Source organism: Proteiniphilum propionicum (assembly GCF_022267555.1).
In the GTDB taxonomy this organism is placed as follows: Bacteria; Bacteroidota; Bacteroidia; order Bacteroidales; family Dysgonomonadaceae; genus Proteiniphilum; species Proteiniphilum propionicum.
Genome location: NZ_CP073586.1, coordinates 2945724 through 2963565 on the forward strand (window position 1 = coordinate 2945724; position 17842 = coordinate 2963565).

The window sequence follows — 17842 nt, forward strand, 5'->3', positions numbered from 1 at the left end:
ACAGGACGTACAGGTCCATATTATTTTTCTTTCAGAGTAAGAGTATTCTTTTTACAAATGTGTAGTGGAGTTTTTTCTTCTCTTTTTTTAGAATTTGACTTCGCCGTACATGCCTATTTTCAGATAACCATCATTTGGAACAGCAATTTTTAAGGCATATACAAGGTTAGCCCTTTCGTTTTTAGTCTGTATTGTCTTGGGTGTAAACTCTGATTTGTTTGATATCCAGATGATTGCACCCGTGTATGATTTCATATTTCCTTTACCGTTGTCTACCCTTACTGTTACCTCGTCATTAAGTTTAATCAGTGCAAGCTGGTCATTTGTCACATAAGCCCTCAGGAACAGCGTGCCTGTATCTGCAATTTTGAAGAGGGGAGTACCCATGGTAGCAAGTTCACCAGCCTCGACATACCTGTTAAGTACAGTGCCTGAGATAGGTGAAGTGATACGGGTTTTCTCCAGTTGGTCTTCAAGTTGTGCAATCTGAATATCTAGAGTGGAGCTTTGTGCAGAAATATTGGCACTGTTTTTTTGCAATGTGGATGTCAGTGCTGATAGCTGACTCTGCACAACTTCTAATTGAGATTCAATGTCGTCAAGCTGTTTTTGATTGGCAGCATTTGCGGCAACCAATCTTTCTACCCGCGCTTTTTCCCGTTTCAATGTTTTTATCTGATCCTGTAAAGCTGCTGTCTGTGCTTCAATATCTGGATGCTGGGCACGTACCCCTTTTACACTTGAAAGGAGGCTCATCTTTTGAAGGTAGAGCTGGGTGCTATCTATCAGGCCTACTATCTGTCCCATTTGCAATTGTTCTCCTTCGTTTACGTTTAATTCCAGAATACATCCGCTTGCCTGAGACGAGACAATAATTTCTGTAGCTTCGAACGATCCGGTAGCGTCATATTCACCGCTGCCTTTGCTGCATGAAAATAGGAGGAGGGTTAATAATGCAGATAACAAGTAAAAATTTGGTTTCATATGATTATATTTATTTGTTTACTTTTTTTATAGTTTTACTTTTAGTTCTGATTAGTTGAATGTTTCAGTGAATAAACCGACATTAGATATTGAATTTCGTGAAGCGTTTTGGATTGCCTGGCAGCCTCTTCAGCATTTATCTCTCTCATAAGGTCCGAAACGGTAAGTGTGCCATTTTCCACCTTCACCTCTGCTGCCTTGCGAATAAATGTTTGGTGGCGAATGATTTCATCATCATCCTGCATTGTCTTTTTATATTTTTCTATCTCTATCTGCTGTTGCGGTATCTGCATAAACAAATTTTGCATAAAGACCTCTCTTTGAGTATTCACTGCCTTTTTTTGTAAATCAATAATTTTTTTATCGTTATTTAATGTATACAAATTTCCAAAGTTCCATATCAGGCGGATTCCACCCAAAAAGTAAGGTGAAAATTCGTTATCGAACATATTCAATCCCGGCTTTCCGTAGCCACCCTGTGCAAAGGCTCCCAACTTCGGCATATTCTTAGCCTTTAATAGCAATTTTTGCGACTCAATAGCTTCCTCCTGCGCGTTGAACATCTTTAATTCTGGACGGTTGATGATAGGAGATATTAAATCGGTTTCGGGGTTTGGTTTTACAAAAGTCATATCTTTATCAAGTGGCTCTCCCGTCATCACCGATAACATCCGGATATATGCATCAAGTGTGGATTCAAGGCTGATTTTCTGCTGTCCCGCTTTCAGCTGTTCCACCTTAACCGTGCTGAGGTCGGAAACGTTTGCCACACCATTTTGCACATAGGCCTGTACGTTATCGTAATTGCGTTGCAGTTCTTTTTCCAGGATTTCATGTTGCTGCAGATTTCCCTTCATTAGTAGTATACCGAAATAGAGATTGTTTACACGCTCTCTCAAAGCGTAAATTTCAGTATCCAGTTTTTTAATCTCTAGTTCAGAGTTAGCTGTCAGGCTCTTCTTCTGAGCGGTAATGTTGCCTCCATCCCAGATAGTCTGGTTCAGTTCAGCCACTAATCGGTATTGATCCTGATCTGGTACAGGAATTTCAATGGAAGGAAATTCAATCGGAAGATCCAGGTCGATTTTTGTAACGTCTGACTGCCAGGCTGCCTGTGAGCTTATAGAACCCTGCGGGAGATACCCCCTGTTTGCATTATCTATGCTGAAATCCCTAGTTTTTTCAATAATGTTGTATCTTGCAATTGCAGGGTAGTTTGTTTTAGCTTTTACCTGCATTTCATCAAGTGTGATGACCTGTCCCGATGCCAGTATAATGTTTAGCCAGATCAATCCTAAGAATAACAGAAATGTTTTTGGTCTCATATTTTCATCTCTTTATTATATTTATTATACTATTGTCAGATGTAATCTTTGATCATGTTGGTTTTATCTCTTTATTTGGTTATGCTTGTTATCCATCGTAAGATTTTATCTTTTCTTTCGGTCACAAACTCTTTAAATTTTTCATCCTTTACCAATCCCGAAGAAATTATCAACGGCTTAGCAACGAACGGAAACATAGTAAGGCTAAGCGTGTTAATTATCAGATCAGTTGCTGATATTTCAACACCTTTCTCTTTCAACTGCTTTTCAATAACCGGTTGAGCAATCTGCCGTGTATTTTGTGTTATTTCCACAAATAGTTCCTTGTTTACCGACAATTCATTAAGTATAAAAATTGGGAGTTCCTCATTTTCAAGCAACAGATTGGTATATCCTTCAGTGATAGACATTATTTTATCTTCAAGAGAAATATTATCATCAGATAAAATTGGCCCCATTGCACCAAGTAACATCTTTAGCTTTTCTCTTACCACATGTTTAAAAAGCTTCTCTTTGCTACCAAAGTAATAATTAAGAAGTGCCAGATTGGCACCTGCCTCTTCAGCAATATCTCTTGTTCTTGTGGCAGCATACCCCTTTTGTGTGAATATTTTATCGGCTGCCCTGATAATTTTCTGTTCTGTTGTATTAGTCTCCATTCTTCATTAATTTTTCTTGATCATGAGAAATTTATATCTTGTCTTTTGGTTAAACAAATGTTTTAATCAAATGTTTAATCATTAGATATATTTCATATGCTTTTTTATTATTATTATGATTTAAAGTAAAATCAGTCACATTATTCTTAATAAATTGAAATTTAGTCTGCTGATTTAAAGATAATCTGCTGTTTTAGGGACAGTCTGCTCATTTAAGGATAGTCTGCTGTTTTAGGGACAGTCTGCCATTTTAGAGACAGTCTGCTGTTTTTTCCAAAGTACTTCCCCTCCCTACCTGAAAATATACATTTGTTTTAACAAAAAACATTCATATATCATATCTTCAAGCTATAATTGCATTTAATGGTTACATGCAAAAGTTGTAAATAAAATATTCCAGGTTAATGTCATCAATACTTTGGTAATCTTTTAAAATAGTTATCATAATTCCCTGAAAATCAAGAAAGCATGGCTCTTTTGAAAATTAGGCATAACATATTGGCTATCATCATTAAAGATGAAGGTCTAACGAAGCATTATCTCATCATAGATAACAATATTGTCCAATTCGCAGTAACTGATACAATTACACAATCTTCGGTTGATGTATTTATAAATAATACCCGAGACTCAGGAAGGGGTGGAATTTACGTGAAAGGCCTGAATATCCGAACTCAACTCTAAGGGGGCCCACAATTGAAAGATAGGAGTAACCAAGGTTGACCCCAAAATATGATTTACCATCAAAAAGGTTGTAAACATGATTATTATGTACAGTATAGTTTACATTTGCATAGAGATAGTTATTCGGTTTGAAATTATAGTGCCCCATTATATCAGCAGAGAACACCATATTGTCTAAAATCTCCATTCCTGATGATCCCTGAAGTGAAATTTGATGTGGTAAATAATGATCATCGAATCTGCCGCCGACAAAGTTACGGTACATTAGGGGAACGCTGTCGTTCATTATGTACCGTGATGTAACACGGGGTGTAATATAGATACCATCAGCTAAATAAACAGGTTTGTAAAAATTCATCTCCAAAATGCTTAAAGGCGAATCATTATCAAGCTTCAGGAAGTTATCAGTGTTAACTGAATAACGAAACGAAAAGTACTGTCCCGATGAAGGGAAATAAGTGGTATTGAGATTATCATAAACTCCATCGAGCTGATAGTTTATATATAGCTTGTCTTTTATTCTTGTATAATTTTCATCTACAATACGCCCTAAGACATTGAAAAGGTGAAAATGCTCAAGCCGGGAACCAAGATGCAGCCTGAAATTGCCAAAATATAATTCAGAAAAATTTAGATCCAGGGAATTTCGGTTGACCGACATCTTATATTCAAGCTTGCCTCTTTCATATATACTCAGATCGTTTTTACTGATCCTGTAGTTGGCGCCAGCCTTATAGAAGATGCCACTGTTTATTGAATAGTCTGCCATAAGATAGGGATCGCGGCTAAGTCGTGCTGTAATATCAATCATTGAATTCAGCGATGTGCTTAAGCGAATTGTTGTATTGGCAAAAACAGCCGCCATATCATTGGTGTCGAAGTATGCACCCATATTGAGGGTATTTGATTCTTTAGCTTCGACAAAAAAAACAAGATCGAAAGGCTGATCCCCGTCGAGACGATAATAAACACGTGAAAAGAGCCCGCTGGCATATATCCGTGAGGTCATGCCATCTAAATCTTTCCGAGTTACTCTATTCTCTTTGACAGAGATCCAGCGTAATATCTGCTTTTCCTCTACAGGTGAAACACCTTCAATGCGTATATTATCGATTATAAGTGTATCGATATGGATATAGGGATTTTTATTCTCCCTTTCAATTTTACTACTATCCTCCAATCCAAGTGACTCTTTTAAGGCAATCAGCTCATCCCATTTCTCCATAGCTGCCTGTTCACCGCGAGAGATAATTGAGTCGATGGCAGGTCTTTGAAAATCCATGGACCCATATGGGTGGATACGTGGTAAAATCATAAGATCGGTATCTTTTATGTTCTTCTGGAGTTTTTGCTGCCCGATAAAATTAAAGATGTTTTCTGTAACCTCTGTAATACTGCCACGGCTGTGTACTGATTTCTCATCTGACGGCATAATTACACCAATTATAATATCGGCTCCCATACTCCTTGCTACATCAACCGGGAAATTATTGATCACACCTCCGTCAATCAATACCATGCTGTCCCTCTCTACCGGTGTAAAAACGCCCGGAATAGCCATACTTGCGCGCATGGCCTCGGGCAGAATTCCTTCCCTGAAAACAAACTCCTCACCAGTAAGCAAATCAGCTGCAACACAACCGAAAGGGATTGGAAGAGAGTCGAAATCCATTTCATCCTGATAGCCGATAGTCATATTCAGAAAAAGGCTGTATAGATTTTGCCCTGTAAAAACACCCTGTGGAAGGCTCACCTTGCTGCTTCTTTCTTTAAGTTTTAGCCTGTAGGGTAGGGATACGATATATTTTTTTTGATGATTCCTCTGAGATGCAGACAGGTTCTCACGGTAAATATTGTCGCGCATAAGATAGCTCCAATCCTGAATCTGGATAAGTGAATCAATCATATTTGCACTGTAGCCTGCTGCGTATAGTCCTCCCACTACAGCCCCCATACTGGTACCGGCAATATAGTCGATGGGAATACCGGCATTCTCCAACACCTTTAATGCGCCCACATGTGAAAATCCTTTTGCCGATCCGCCACTTAGCACCACTCCCACCTTTTTGCGTTGCTGCTCCTGTTTGCGTTGCTGCTCCTGTCCCATAGCGGCAAAAGCAAAACAACCGATGATCATCAATATTGTAGTCAGTTTTTTCATCTCCTGTTATATAGAATTTAAGTAACGGCAAATATATAAGGCCAGAATGATCAAAATCCCGATGCAATTATCCGAAAATCCGAAATAGTGTAACATCAGTAAAAATGCCTGCTATTACTTATAAAATAAAAATGCAAAATTAACACAAAATATCAGCATTTAAAAGTATAATTAAGGTTTAGTAGCGATTTAAACGGTCAGTAGTTTTTTTAAAAAAACCTTATGTCATTAGGGTGGTTCCGTTTTTCAGATATTTTAATACGGACTCAGAATATTATAATTCTACGGTAATTATGTCGTTAATGTCGGTGGTATAATGTTTAGAGAGGAGCTCCTGCCGCATCTTGTGCTTTCGTGTGTCCTGGGTGGCAAGTCGAACCACCTCTTTGTGGTATTTCCGGTTTAATCCGTCGATTGCCTCCATCAGTTTTTTGTGCCTAAGATCGGAGTTGAAAAAGAGGGATGGCTGGAACTCATTGGCATCAACAAAATCCATCAACTGTACCCCCCCGCGCTTGAAATAGATGTTCTGCTTGTATATCTGTTTCAATCCAATGTTGGCAAACTTCACCAACTCCAGCGTGGAGTTGGTAGGGAAAGGCAGTCTTATCAGTATTGATGGGAAATATTGCGTTTCAGTTTCCTTGAACCGGTTTGTTTCAAGGAAAATTACCATTCTGTTGCAGAGAGATCGCTGTTCTCTTAACTTTTCGGCACTCATCGATGTGAAAGTGGTTATACGCTCTCTCACCTCATCAAAGGAGCGGAGATCCGTTTCGAAGGTACGGGTGGTGCCGATGCTCTTTTTCTTCTCCACAGGTATCATTTCGAGCGTGGGTATTCCCTTTAAATCCTTTTGAAGATGCAATCCGGTGATCGTCATGTTTTTGAGCACCCATGATTCGGGCAGCAGGACAAAATCGAACGCTCTTTCAGCACCGATGGCATAAAGTTTTTTTGCGTTTCTTCTCCCCACGCCCCAAATGTCCTCCACTTTCAACCATCTGAGGGCTTTTATCCTTTTCTCTTCGGTATCGATCACATAGCTGCCACCAGTCTCCTTTGGGAATTTTTTCGCAATACGGTTTGCCACCTTAGCAAGTGCCTTTGTCGGCGCTATGCCAATACTTATGGGAATGCCCGTGCCCTTTTCTACCCGCATTTTCATCTGCAGGCCATATTGTTGCAGGTCTGTATCGATCCCGCCGAGGTTCAGGAAACATTCATCGATGGAATAGACCTCCTGTTCGGGGGTGAAACCGGACAACAGCCTCATCACTCTGCGGCTCATGTCTCCGTAGAGTGGAAAGTTCGCCGAGAACACCTTCACATCATTTCGCCTGAACACCGATTCATACTCAAAGGCCGGTGCACCCATCGGGATTCCAATGCTTTTAGCTTCGTTGGAGCGAGCAATAACACATCCGTCGTTGTTTGAAAGAACAACAACAGGCTTGCCGTTCAGCGTGGGATTAAACACCCTCTCGCACGAAGCATAAAAGTTATTGCAGTCTACCAGCGCGTACATCAATGTTTGCGTATTGAATATTTTACAATTCCCCAGATGATTACACCTTGTTCGTAATTAACCTCGATAAGGGGAAAATCCTGGTTAGAGGGGACCAGGAAGCATTTCCCGTCCTTTAGTTTTATCCGTTTCAATGTGAATTCTCCATTGATAAAACAAAGAGCAATTTTGTTTTCTTCCCACTCCAGGCTTTTGTCTATGATAAGCAGATCCCCGTCGTTGAAATCGTTGCTCATGGAACTACCGGCCACCCTGGCAAAAAAAGTTGTCTCCTTATGGTCTATCAGCAACTCGTCAAGGCTGATATAATCGTGGAAAAAATCATCCGCCGGCGAAGGAAATCCGGCCTGAACATTTCCTATGTAAGGATATTTTTGTTCAGAGCTTTTATGATGGATCAGCTCAATTTTCTGGGTGTTCAGTTCCTTTTGCATGGAACAAATGTAAGGTTTTTTTATTATATGGGAATGATAATTTTAATGCTATTTTTTATTTTTATACTGTCTCGTGCCGCCATTCAAAAAAGTTTTATCGGACAACAGTGATTTGGAATAAGCACTCATTTTCTTTAAAAACATTCTAAGTTAAATTTAGAAGTGCAACTTTCCCGGTAAGTTTTATATAGGTTTTTTAAACAAAACCATAAAAAAGCGATATCTATATTCTCATACGGACATCGCAAGTAATTAATAACTTTAAAAATTTTTATAAAGAAAAAAATTATCGGCATTTCTGCCTCGCACTTTTCGGTATGAACAAAAAGTGTATGCAATAGTAATACATAATTATTTATATTCCAAATAATTCTCGTTAAAGGTAGAATTGAGATAGAATCTTAACAAATGAAACAGGGTTGGTTATCTTCATAACGGATGATGGCATGGGCTTTGATGCCACCATTCTTCTTTCAATATAAGTACCTCCCAAAAAAGCTAATCCACGTCCAACTTCACCGCTTAGCATTTGTCCCAATCCGGGCACAAAGTAAGAGGAAAATCCCATCACAATAGGGTTGTGTTTGTCTCCCGGTTGTGGTACGTACATCTTATAATCGTATTTCTGCTTTTTCAACTTGTAGTTTTGTGCTTGCACATTAGAAGAAAAGCAGCCAATGCTTCTACTACACCTCAATTTTGGTGTTTAGTTTCATCCTGCTGCGCGTATTTGTTTTCGGTTCGTACAAAATCCCCACCGATTCCATGGAGCCTACAATCATTCCCGGCGATTACGTATGGGTAAACAAACTGGCTTATGGCGCCCGGTAGTTCGATCTGTTCGATGCCGTGGAAGGGAAAGAGGTGTATTGGAATTCCCAGCAATACACTCCAAATAATCAACGGATTTTACGTGGTAAATTCCGATACAAGCAAAAATTATGGAAATGTAACCGCCGAACGGGCACTAAGCAGAAAAACAAAAAAACAGTTGCCCGATGGTGTATTTCACACATTCCCTTGGGATAGCACACTCAATTGGAATATAAAAGATTTTGGACCGCTGTACATCCCCCGAAAAGGAGATAAAATAGTGTTGGAGAGAACAAACAGCCTTTTATATAAAAAAATAATAGAGTGGGAGAAAGGTTATCCGCTTACCCTCAGCAAAGATACATTGTGGGACAATGCTACTCCACTTCCATCGTATATTTTCTCGCACAATTATTATTTTATGGGAGGCGACAAAGTAGAAAACTCGCAGGATTCCCGTTATTGGGGCTTACTCCCCGATGATCTGATTGTGGGTAAGGCCGCCTTTATTTGGAAATCAAAAGAGCCTTATTCCGTTAAAATCCGATGGAATAGGGTATTCAAAAAGATAGAATAATCCCCAAGAACAGAATTTTAACAACATCTCAACGCTTTTTCTTAGGAGCATAAGTTGTCATTCTTTTAACTGCTAGACACGTTCTTTGTGACCTATAGAACAAACAGCGACAATATATATTGCTCATTATCTGTCAATTTAATGAAATGAGTTATAAATGAGTTATAATTTATTGCTAATTCTTTATGAAGTTCTATTTTTACCCCTTACAAACACATATAAAAGGTGATAGTCAACGAAGAAAAAACAGACAAACATAACAAGCTACGGGCTTGAGCTATCGAAAGGATAGATATAGCAAAGAAACAGATTCAACAACAACAAAATTTACAAAATCATTAAAAACGAATTTATTATGACTAAAAAAACAATTTTAAGCAGTATTTTCGCAATAGCATTGGTAGCAGTTGCAGGAATGGGAATAACCAAGAGTGTGAACAACGATGCGAATCTTTCGGATTTGGCATTAGCTAATGTGGAAGCATTGGCTGATAGTGAATCAGGAGGGGGAGGATACTACGATTGTAAGCAAGGTACAGAAAGTAGTCATGGGACACGAGAGTTTTGGTGCGGTACATGTTCGGATACCAAAATAAATAAGAGTGGAATAACAGGAGGCTGTAGACTCAACTAAAATTATTATTTTATGAAAAAAATAGTATCTCATATTATATTTTTAACGTTTTGTGTGATATCTGGCATATCAATTCACAATTTAATAATGAAAGAAAATAAAAATATTCCAGATGTAACACTTTTTAATGTAGAAGCATTGGCTAATGCGGAATCTCCAGGACAGTTTAACTGGTGTAAAACTGGAACAATTTCCAGTTATGGTATGTGGGTTCTTCATTGTGGAAACTGCGATATGCAAATGGTTGGTTATTCAACGGGAGAGGGATATTGCTATAAAAAATAGCTTGGAGCGTGAATATGGGGGAGATAGAGTGGCTCTAAACAGATCAAATATGGACATTGTACTTCTTCTATCGCCCTCTTTTTATTGATTGACTAAAATACTTATTGGCAAATGAAATCTTTCTTTATCATACACTATTATAATTTTTTTGCTTTAATTGACAAGCAGTTTTCAAGATATTATCAATTAGTACTACAAACTATTATACAAAGCTTTCCTGTCTTATTGATTATACTCTTTGCTCCTCATACTTCTTGTTCTCAAGTCAAAGAAGAAATAACTCCTATTACGGAGATTCATGCATTAAGAAAAGACACTGTGTTCAAGATACAAGATAGAGATTTTGTGGATATGATGATTAAAGATTCTTTGTTGATATTAATAGCTAATAAGGATTCATTATATTTTCATGTTTTCAGCAAAACTACTTTAAATCCAATAATTAATTTCGCAAAAAAAGGAAATGCAGAGTTTGAATTTAACTATAGGCCATTATTTTTAAAACAACATTACGAAAACAAAAACTATTTTGAGGTGTTTGATCTATTTTCCATAAAAAAAATCAATATAAAAAATATACTTGATGAAAATAATATTGCAGGTGAAATTAAATCCGATAGACAAAATGAAGACTTAACCTTTAGCCGCGAAATTCTACGCCTTGATAGCAATTTTTTTACAGGTACTAGTTTAAATAGATCAGAGGGATTATTTTATATCTATGATATAAAGAATAGAAATAAAAAATGGATAAATTTCAATCCAAAGCTTAAAATTAATAAAAAATACTATGATAGTGTATATTATGGACTTATTGAAGTTAGTCCGGATAGTGAAAAAATTGTTTATTGCCCTCGTTTTTTTAATAGAATTCTCTTCTTTAATAGGGATGGGGAATTAATAAAAACATTGAATTTTTCAAAAACAAAAACTCCAACAATAGAAAAAAAGTATTTGGGCGTTTCTAATGAAGAGACAATATATTCTTATCAAACTTACCGAACTAGCAATTTTATATATGTATTAAGACCTCTCCGTTCATTAGATGATTTAATTGGTAATGTATCTCCTATAAAAGTACAAGTTTTGTGTCTCACTTGGGATGGCAATATTAGTGATGTATATGAAATAGATTTGACAACAATGCCAACATTATTTTGTATTGATGAAGAGAATAAAAAAATCCTATTTCATACACCTTTAGATAGCTATCTATCTAATGATGTTATTTCAGAAATATCTATTTATGAGTTTGAATAATTTAGTGCTAATTCGAAACCGGTATGATACTCCTATGATACTCCCTAAAAACTGGACAAGAAATTAAGATATGATGGATAAAAGTATGAGGAAAATAATTTATATCATAATATTTCTTAGTTTATTCTCGTGTTGTGTGAATAAAAAAAAGAAAATAAATGAGATTTTTCAACAGAGTAGCTCTCTTGAACATAAAAAAACAATTGATGATAAGACTTATTTAATTGGAAGTGCAGGAAAAATGCTAATTGTTGATTCCATCTGTAATTAGCAAATTTACAATGTACAAAAAATGGCAATGTTGAGTGTACAACTTTTGGCAATATCCAATGTACAGGTTTAACATTACATTAACTATCTCTTTTTTATTGTATTCAACTGTTTTTTTATTCTTTCTCAAGGAAAGTTTTCCGGTTGTCCATACGGTAACCGTTTCCCTCGAACCTGATCACCTCGCAACGATATAGCAGTCGATCCAGGATGGCTGTGGCTAACACTTCATCATCCAGTGTCTCCGCCCACTGGCTGGGTGACTTGTTAGTGGTGATGATGATCGAGCACTGCTCATGCAGGTGATTGATCAGATTGAACAGAGCCACCGCTTCACTCTTTTGCACCGGGAACATCATGATGTCATCTATGGCAATCAGGTGTGCCTTGGTGTATCGCTTGTAGGTGCTCATTGCCGATGAGATGATTTCTTTCCTGTTGAGCACGCCTATCAGGTCAGCCATGGTGGTAAAATAGGCCCTATAACCTTTCTTGATGGCATCATTGACCAGTCCCCCGGCCAGGTATGTTTTGCCCGTACCGCTTGGACCCATCAGCACCAGGTTGTATAGCTGATCGACCCAGAGCAGCTCCCTGAGCTGTGTCATCTGCCTTATGCCGATGCTGCTCGAGGCCTTGTAATCGTACTCGTCAAGCTCGTGTGCACGTGGCAGACGGGCCAGTTTAGTCCTGCGCCGGTAATCATTCAGCTGTCGCTGCTCTAGCTCTTTTATAAGCATGTTCTCCAGGAAGTCCGCGTATCCCGGTGTATCTATACTCGCCTGGTGAAGCATCGGCTGCAAGTTTTTGCTCAGGTATCCCAAACGAAGTATGCCGGCATATTGCTTCATGTTTTCTATCTGCTTCATAGCTCCATGATTTGATCGTACCGGTTTATCTTGCTTCTCTCGGGGATGTATGCATCCGTGTCATACTGACTTGTTTGAACACCGTCATGCAACACGCTTACAACAGGCAAGGGCTTCTTCTCCCGGCGTTTTAACTCCCGGTAATGTGATGCGGCTTCTTTCAGGTAAAGGGCGTTGTAGAGCCCATTGTCGAGGCAGTAATCAAGTGCACTGCCAACGATCTCTTCACCATATTCGCCCATCACCTCCCTTATCATTTTCAGATTGTCTCTCAGATAACGGGGCTTATACTTGTGTATCTCCTCTATGAACAGGTACAAAGTGTTGTTGCCCTTCCAGATCGATAGGACTTCCTGCTTGAAGACCTCGAGCCTGGAGTCCCGATCCCGTCGATAAGTTGTGCTACCGATTACCTTGCCTTTTTCAAGACTGACGGGGTGCTCGGCCAGAAGGATGCCTTGCCGGTTGGAAAGCGAAAGGGTGCCATCCTTGACCTTGAGTAATACCTCCGGTCCCTTCCCGTTATAGGTGCCATATGGGACCCTGTAGAAGTTCCCCTTGTAACTGATTGTGTTATCTTTTTCTCACCGTGTAGGTGGGAATCTCATCCCGGGGGATTGCCGGTGAGGGGCGAAAAAAGGAGAGATGCTCCTTTTCAATCAACCACACATCGTGGGGCAGGCGCTTCGTCGTGGCATGTTTGGTGCCGTTCGCCTTGCGCTCCAACCAGCTCAGGACTTCCTCGTTGAGGCGATCTATATCGTGAAAGGTACGCGCGCGAAGAAAGTTGTTTTTTACGTATCCTACCACGTTCTCAACCCGGCCTTTGCTCTGGGGATCGGCCTTGCGGCAGAACTCAACGCTGATACCACGTTCATCCCTGTAGCGACGAAAATCATCAGCCAGGAGATAATCGCCAAGGTTCTCACTTTTCAGAAACACTGAGTCCTGATCATAGAGAAGCTTCCCGGGGATACCCTCTATATACCTGAAGGCCTGCTCGTGAGCCTGGACGGCTGTTTTCCCGGTGAAGGGAGTTGTTTGGAAAAACACATATTTGTAGCGACTGCGTGACAGGACAAGGGCAAAAAAATAAACCCTGCGCCTACTGCCGTCCAAACGTCGCATCTGTGCTGTACCGAAGTCAACCTGCGCCTGGCTGCCATATGCAAACTCTTCCAGGGCTTCCGTCTGGCGGATCTTCTCCGGTACAGGGATCTTCTCCTGACGCCGCACGTGCTGGACAAAGTTGTATACAGTCTTGCTGTTCACCTTCGGCAAGTCGGGGTATTTCTCCTTCAGCTGGTCTTCTATCACTGCCGCCGGCAAACCATTGTCTATACTCAATAAGGAAAGAACGTCCGGGTAATATGGCGACAGAACAAGTTCGTATACACGTTGTTTCATTGAAAACTCATGAAACTCTTCTTCACTCATCTTCTTGTACCTGGAAACAGTTCTGCGGTCAATACCCAACTTTTTTGCAATTTTACTATCCGAATTGCCCGGATTACTGGAAAGTTCTTTAACTTCGTACCACATACGTACCTTTCTAAGGTCATGTATCTGAGTCTTCATAGTGTTTGTATTTTCGTGAATTACAAATATATGAAGACTCTTCTTTAACCCTTTTTATGTACATTGCATATTGCCAATTTCTGTACATTCAATCTTGCCGAAAATTGTACATGCGAAGTTACTGATTACAGTAAATTTAGCAATAAGAATTTTTCTAAACGATCCCCGTCCGAAATATCTCGATTTTTCATGTTTTTGAAAAATGAGGTTTTAGGAGGGGACTCAAGGTTTAGGAAAGCAAATATAGAGGGAATTATTATTGGTGTGTGAAGTGGTTTTCTTAGGATTCCTTTAAGTGGAAAGGAAGGGACAAGAATGCAAAAAGAGCTGAAAAGGATCTTCAATCTAATTTTTCACCATCTTTGCATCCGTATCGTCTTGGATATATTTTAATTCATAATAATCATCACCTTTTTTTGTAATAATGCTAAATAAGCAATCCATCTCTTTAAGATAATTTCTTAATTTGTTAATTGCACTCATCAGATTTTGATCAGCAGTATATTGATTATCAGGCCACAGTATTTTTTTTAGTGCGTTTTTTCTGACTACGTGTTCATCACTCTGGAGAAACATCAAAAGCATTTCAGATGGTTGCTTGGTAACAGCGACGATTTCTCCCTTTTGTCCAATTAATTCACATTTACGCGTATCGAAAATAGTTTTACCAAGATAATAATATTTTCCTCGTTTCACAATTTTATCGGGTTTTATTTTTCTTTTCTCTATAAATAAATATGCGGTTACACCCAACATTAAAATTTCAATAAATAGTAATATGATCAATAATCTCTTAGACATCAACTTAAAGACGACAAAAGGTGAATAGTAAACAAATCCCTCATAGTCAATTTCATCAAAAACTCCACCTTTTACAATTGGCATCCGGTAATGGGCACTAAGGTTGGTAGTGTCACCGCTTGTTTGTGTCCGTTGATTGTGGCGTATTAGAACGACAGAAGAACACATAAGTTCGTTTTCCTCCAGTTCGGAGTCAAAAATTTGCTGCAATTCTTGCGGTTGAATACGTTTCCGAAGGAACAGATAGGTTTGCGAATCTCTAAATAGATCCAATCCCATATCTCCACTCACTTCAACTTCTTTTGTAATAATTGTATCTTCTGTAATAACTCTTTGGGTTCGAAATGTTCCTTTTTTTATTGATGAATTCATTGGACTATGCATTACTACAAATTCTCCTTCCATATTTAGTCTTACCTGTTCTTGTATGGATTGGTTAAATATGGATGATAATTCTTGTTGTAATTTGTGCTCGGATTCTTTATACTCAGCAGTTCCCAAAACCGCCAATATCGTAAAGATGGAAGAAGCTGCAATAATAAGATACAAAATTATCTTTCTATATGTTGAATCGGTGAAAAACATCGCTCTTGGTCTTGAACCGTAAAGGTAGAAATAATCTTGAAAGACACAAAATTCACGACAAAATCGGACATGAGCAAACAATCTATGCCGCTCATTTTTACACAATTACACGAAATGAGTTATAAATGAGCCAGCATTTTTTATTAATTGATTATTAAATTCTATCTTCGTCCGGTTAAGATTAATTTCTCAAGATCATGAAAAAGAAAAAAGTAATTTTGTCACTATTTATGGCAGTATCAGTATTGTCTCTTGTGTATTTAAAAAGCCAACGAAACGGCATAAAATCCGAATTGGTGCTTTCAAATATTGAAGCGCTGGCATCAGGAGAAGATGGAGAAAATTATCGGTGTTTGGGGCTTGGCAGCTTAGACTGTCCGCAGATTTCCACCAAAGTTGCCTTTATTAGAATACTTTAATCGGAATGAGGAAGTACCTAAGCCACAATCTTCTTATCTGCTGTTTACTTACGGTTGCCATAGGGTGTAAGAACACCAACAACAACCTCTCTTATGACTCGTTTCCCGTCAACATCTCACTTACAGGAAAGAGTATTGAAACAGATTCTGTCATGTTGCGCTATCCGTTCAGGATTAAGCATCAAGACAGTTTAGCCATTGTTATGGACTTGCATCACCCCGACTATTTCTACCATTCTTTCACCTATCCACAGTTCAGATATCTCTCCTCTTTTGGAAAGCGCGGTCAAGCCCCCGAAGAGAATCTGTCAGTTGAAAATTTCAGATTAGCCGGGGGAAAGATGTGGGGATTGGATGCGAACAAACACTTGATTACGAATTTGTCATTGCAACGTGTTCATGAAAAGACGAGTACAAAGGAAATATCTTTAGACAAAGAGATTATTCGCGCATTGGATTTTGCTTTGTATGATGATTCCTGCTTTATCATTCCCGACTATTCCGGCAAACACCGTTTTCATATTATTGATATGAATGGGGATATAAAATCCAGCCGTGGCGAAATACCAAGCGTAGAACATACAAACAAAGACATAGCTTTAGCCCAGGCATGGCGTTCCTTCATAGACTATAACCCAGATAACGGAATTCTGGCTATGGTAACCCAGTTGGGAGAAGTGCTGGAAATTTTTAACTTAAAAGACGGCACGCATATCGTGAAGTTTGGCCCTCACGGAGAGCCGGAATACAATGAGACGGAAGGGATGGCAATTCCTTCGGGAATTATGGGATTCAGCGACATACAGGTAACGAATAAATATATTTATGCCGTTTTTCACGGTAGAAGCTTTAAAGAGATTGCACAACAACAGCAACCCGCGATAGATGGCGGTCGATATCTGTACGTTTTTTCGGTAAAAGGAGAACCGCTTGTCAGGTACACATTGGATCGGTTTATTTATGGTATTGATGTAAATGAAAAGACAAATGAGCTGTATGCCGTTGATGTAAATTCCAATCTACCCATCGTGAAATTTAAATTAGAGCATTCATAGCATGAGATTACCTTATTTCTTATTGTTGATGGGAGTAAGCGGATTGATGCTTTCTTGTAAAAATAATCCGCAAAAAGAAATTGCCAAAGTCGTTACCGAATGGCAGAACAGGGAAATAATTTTCCCGAAAGGTCTTGTTTTTACGCTGCACGGCAGAGACACCACAGATTACACCATTCCTCCTCCGGCATCTCACAAAATATTGGTGTATGTGGATTCCATCGGTTGCACCAGTTGCAAACTGCAACTGCATAAGTGGAAAGAATTTATAGAAGAGATAGATTCCATGACTCACGGTACCGTTCCCGTTATCTTCGTATTCCATCCCAAAGATTTGCGAGAAATATCGTACCTCTTGAAAAGAGATAGCATAGATATCCCTGTTTGCATTGATGTGGAGGATAAATTAAATGCGACTAATCGTTTTCCGACACATCAGCAGTTTCAGACTTTTTTGCTCGACGATGAGAATAAAGTCGTGTTTATCGGGAATCCCGTTCATAATTTGCGGGTTAAGGAGATGTATTTATCCGAAATATCACAGAATGCATATCAAAGCAGAGGAACACCATCATCTCGCAACACACAAATTGAAGTAGATAACACGGAGTTTGATCTGAGAACCATCCCAAAAGGAGAGGCTAAAACGGTTAGCATTTCCATAAAAAATGTAGGTGAATCGCCTTTTATGATTTTTGATACCCGTGCCTCGTGCGGATGCACGCATATTGAGTATGAGAAAAAGCCGGTACATCCGGATAGTACAACAATTGTCAGTATAACGTATAATGCCGACGACCGGGGGTATTTCAATAAAACCGTTTCGGTCTACGGCAATATGGACAACTCGCCGTTAATTATACGGCTAAAAGGAAATATAGAATAAAAACCCTCCGCAAAAGAGGCAGAAATCAATAGTTT

The 17842-nt window shown here is 38.9% G+C and carries 19 protein-coding genes; 8 read left to right on the top strand and 11 right to left on the bottom strand.

All coding sequences use genetic code 11. The annotated features are described in order from the left end of the window. Positions 1–87: 87 nt before the first annotated feature. From KDN43_RS12180 to KDN43_RS12210, 7 genes are all read right to left on the bottom strand, one after another. Positions 88–984 carry an HlyD family secretion protein gene (locus tag KDN43_RS12180; protein ID WP_238866486.1) on the bottom strand — a complete coding sequence of 299 codons (897 nt, stop codon included), beginning with the start codon at positions 982–984 and terminating at the stop codon, positions 88–90. A 41-nt stretch (positions 985–1025) separates the two neighbouring features. Then, entirely contained in the window at positions 1026–2309 is a 1284-nt protein-coding gene (locus KDN43_RS12185; protein ID WP_238866488.1) for a TolC family protein, read from the bottom strand. 71 nt (positions 2310–2380) lie between these two features. Further along, on the bottom strand, positions 2381–2968 hold the full coding sequence (locus tag KDN43_RS12190) for a TetR/AcrR family transcriptional regulator (protein ID WP_238866489.1): 588 nt from the start codon (positions 2966–2968) through the stop codon (positions 2381–2383). A 610-nt stretch (positions 2969–3578) separates the two neighbouring features. Next, positions 3579–5813 carry a patatin-like phospholipase family protein gene (locus tag KDN43_RS12195; protein WP_238866492.1) on the bottom strand — a complete coding sequence of 745 codons (2235 nt, stop codon included), beginning with the start codon at positions 5811–5813 and terminating at the stop codon, positions 3579–3581. A 274-nt stretch (positions 5814–6087) separates the two neighbouring features. Beyond that, a complete protein-coding gene (locus KDN43_RS12200; RefSeq protein WP_238866494.1) occupies positions 6088–7341 on the bottom strand; it encodes a Y-family DNA polymerase in 1254 nt (417 codons plus the stop codon). Continuing rightward, positions 7341–7775, bottom strand: coding sequence for a LexA family protein (locus KDN43_RS12205; protein ID WP_238866496.1), 435 nt, complete (start codon positions 7773–7775; stop codon positions 7341–7343). Before KDN43_RS12205 ends, KDN43_RS12200 begins: the two co-directional genes overlap by 1 nt. A 376-nt stretch (positions 7776–8151) precedes the next feature. Next, a complete protein-coding gene (locus KDN43_RS12210) occupies positions 8152–8412 on the bottom strand; it encodes a hypothetical protein (protein WP_238866498.1) in 261 nt (86 codons plus the stop codon). Between the two features lie 65 nt (positions 8413–8477). Here KDN43_RS12210 and KDN43_RS16470 point away from each other — a divergent pair, with 65 nt between their 5' ends. The 5 genes from KDN43_RS16470 to KDN43_RS12230 all read left to right on the top strand — a co-directional run bounded on the left by KDN43_RS16470 (position 8478) and on the right by KDN43_RS12230 (position 11344). Further along, positions 8478–8606, top strand: coding sequence for a S26 family signal peptidase (locus tag KDN43_RS16470; RefSeq protein WP_256448707.1), 129 nt, complete (start codon positions 8478–8480; stop codon positions 8604–8606). Further along, entirely contained in the window at positions 8593–9165 is a 573-nt protein-coding gene (locus tag KDN43_RS12215) for a S26 family signal peptidase (protein WP_256448708.1), read from the top strand. The genes KDN43_RS16470 and KDN43_RS12215 overlap by 14 nt, the downstream gene beginning before the upstream one ends. 355 nt (positions 9166–9520) lie before the next feature. Beyond that, positions 9521–9799: an NVEALA domain-containing protein gene (locus KDN43_RS12220; protein ID WP_238866500.1), complete on the top strand. Its 279-nt coding sequence runs from the start codon at positions 9521–9523 to the stop codon at positions 9797–9799. Between the two features lie 12 nt (positions 9800–9811). Continuing rightward, the gene (locus KDN43_RS12225; RefSeq protein ID WP_238866502.1) at positions 9812–10084 is read left to right on the top strand and encodes an NVEALA domain-containing protein; all 273 of its coding nucleotides are present in this window, start codon (positions 9812–9814) and stop codon (positions 10082–10084) included. 111 nt (positions 10085–10195) lie between these two features. Then, the gene (locus tag KDN43_RS12230) at positions 10196–11344 is read left to right on the top strand and encodes a hypothetical protein (RefSeq protein ID WP_238866504.1); all 1149 of its coding nucleotides are present in this window, start codon (positions 10196–10198) and stop codon (positions 11342–11344) included. A 386-nt stretch (positions 11345–11730) separates the two neighbouring features. Here KDN43_RS12230 and istB read toward each other — a convergent pair whose 3' ends face one another. The 4 genes from istB to KDN43_RS12250 all read right to left on the bottom strand — a co-directional run bounded on the left by istB (position 11731) and on the right by KDN43_RS12250 (position 15447). Continuing rightward, the gene (gene istB, locus KDN43_RS12235) at positions 11731–12483 is read right to left on the bottom strand and encodes an IS21-like element helper ATPase IstB (protein ID WP_076929577.1); all 753 of its coding nucleotides are present in this window, start codon (positions 12481–12483) and stop codon (positions 11731–11733) included. Next, complete coding sequence (locus KDN43_RS12240) at positions 12480–12803, bottom strand: hypothetical protein (RefSeq protein WP_238866506.1); 324 nt, start codon at positions 12801–12803, stop codon at positions 12480–12482. The genes istB and KDN43_RS12240 overlap by 4 nt, the downstream gene beginning before the upstream one ends. Positions 12804–13056: 253 nt before the next feature. Further along, the gene (gene istA / locus KDN43_RS12245) at positions 13057–14061 is read right to left on the bottom strand and encodes an IS21 family transposase (RefSeq protein WP_238866509.1); all 1005 of its coding nucleotides are present in this window, start codon (positions 14059–14061) and stop codon (positions 13057–13059) included. 345 nt (positions 14062–14406) lie between these two features. Continuing rightward, on the bottom strand, positions 14407–15447 hold the full coding sequence (locus KDN43_RS12250; RefSeq protein WP_238866511.1) for a winged helix-turn-helix domain-containing protein: 1041 nt from the start codon (positions 15445–15447) through the stop codon (positions 14407–14409). Positions 15448–15644: 197 nt separating this feature from the next. Here KDN43_RS12250 and KDN43_RS12255 point away from each other — a divergent pair, with 197 nt between their 5' ends. Genes KDN43_RS12255 through KDN43_RS12265 form a run of 3 tightly spaced genes read left to right on the top strand, consistent with a single transcriptional unit; the run spans position 15645 to position 17807 of the window. After that, positions 15645–15866, top strand: a complete 222-nt coding sequence (locus KDN43_RS12255) for an NVEALA domain-containing protein (RefSeq protein WP_238866513.1) — start codon at positions 15645–15647, stop codon at positions 15864–15866. A 5-nt stretch (positions 15867–15871) separates the two neighbouring features. Continuing rightward, positions 15872–16921, top strand: a complete 1050-nt coding sequence (locus tag KDN43_RS12260) for a BF3164 family lipoprotein (protein WP_238866515.1) — start codon at positions 15872–15874, stop codon at positions 16919–16921. A 1-nt stretch (position 16922) separates the two neighbouring features. Next, positions 16923–17807, top strand: coding sequence for a DUF1573 domain-containing protein (locus KDN43_RS12265; RefSeq protein ID WP_238866517.1), 885 nt, complete (start codon positions 16923–16925; stop codon positions 17805–17807). Positions 17808–17842 lie beyond the last annotated feature (35 nt).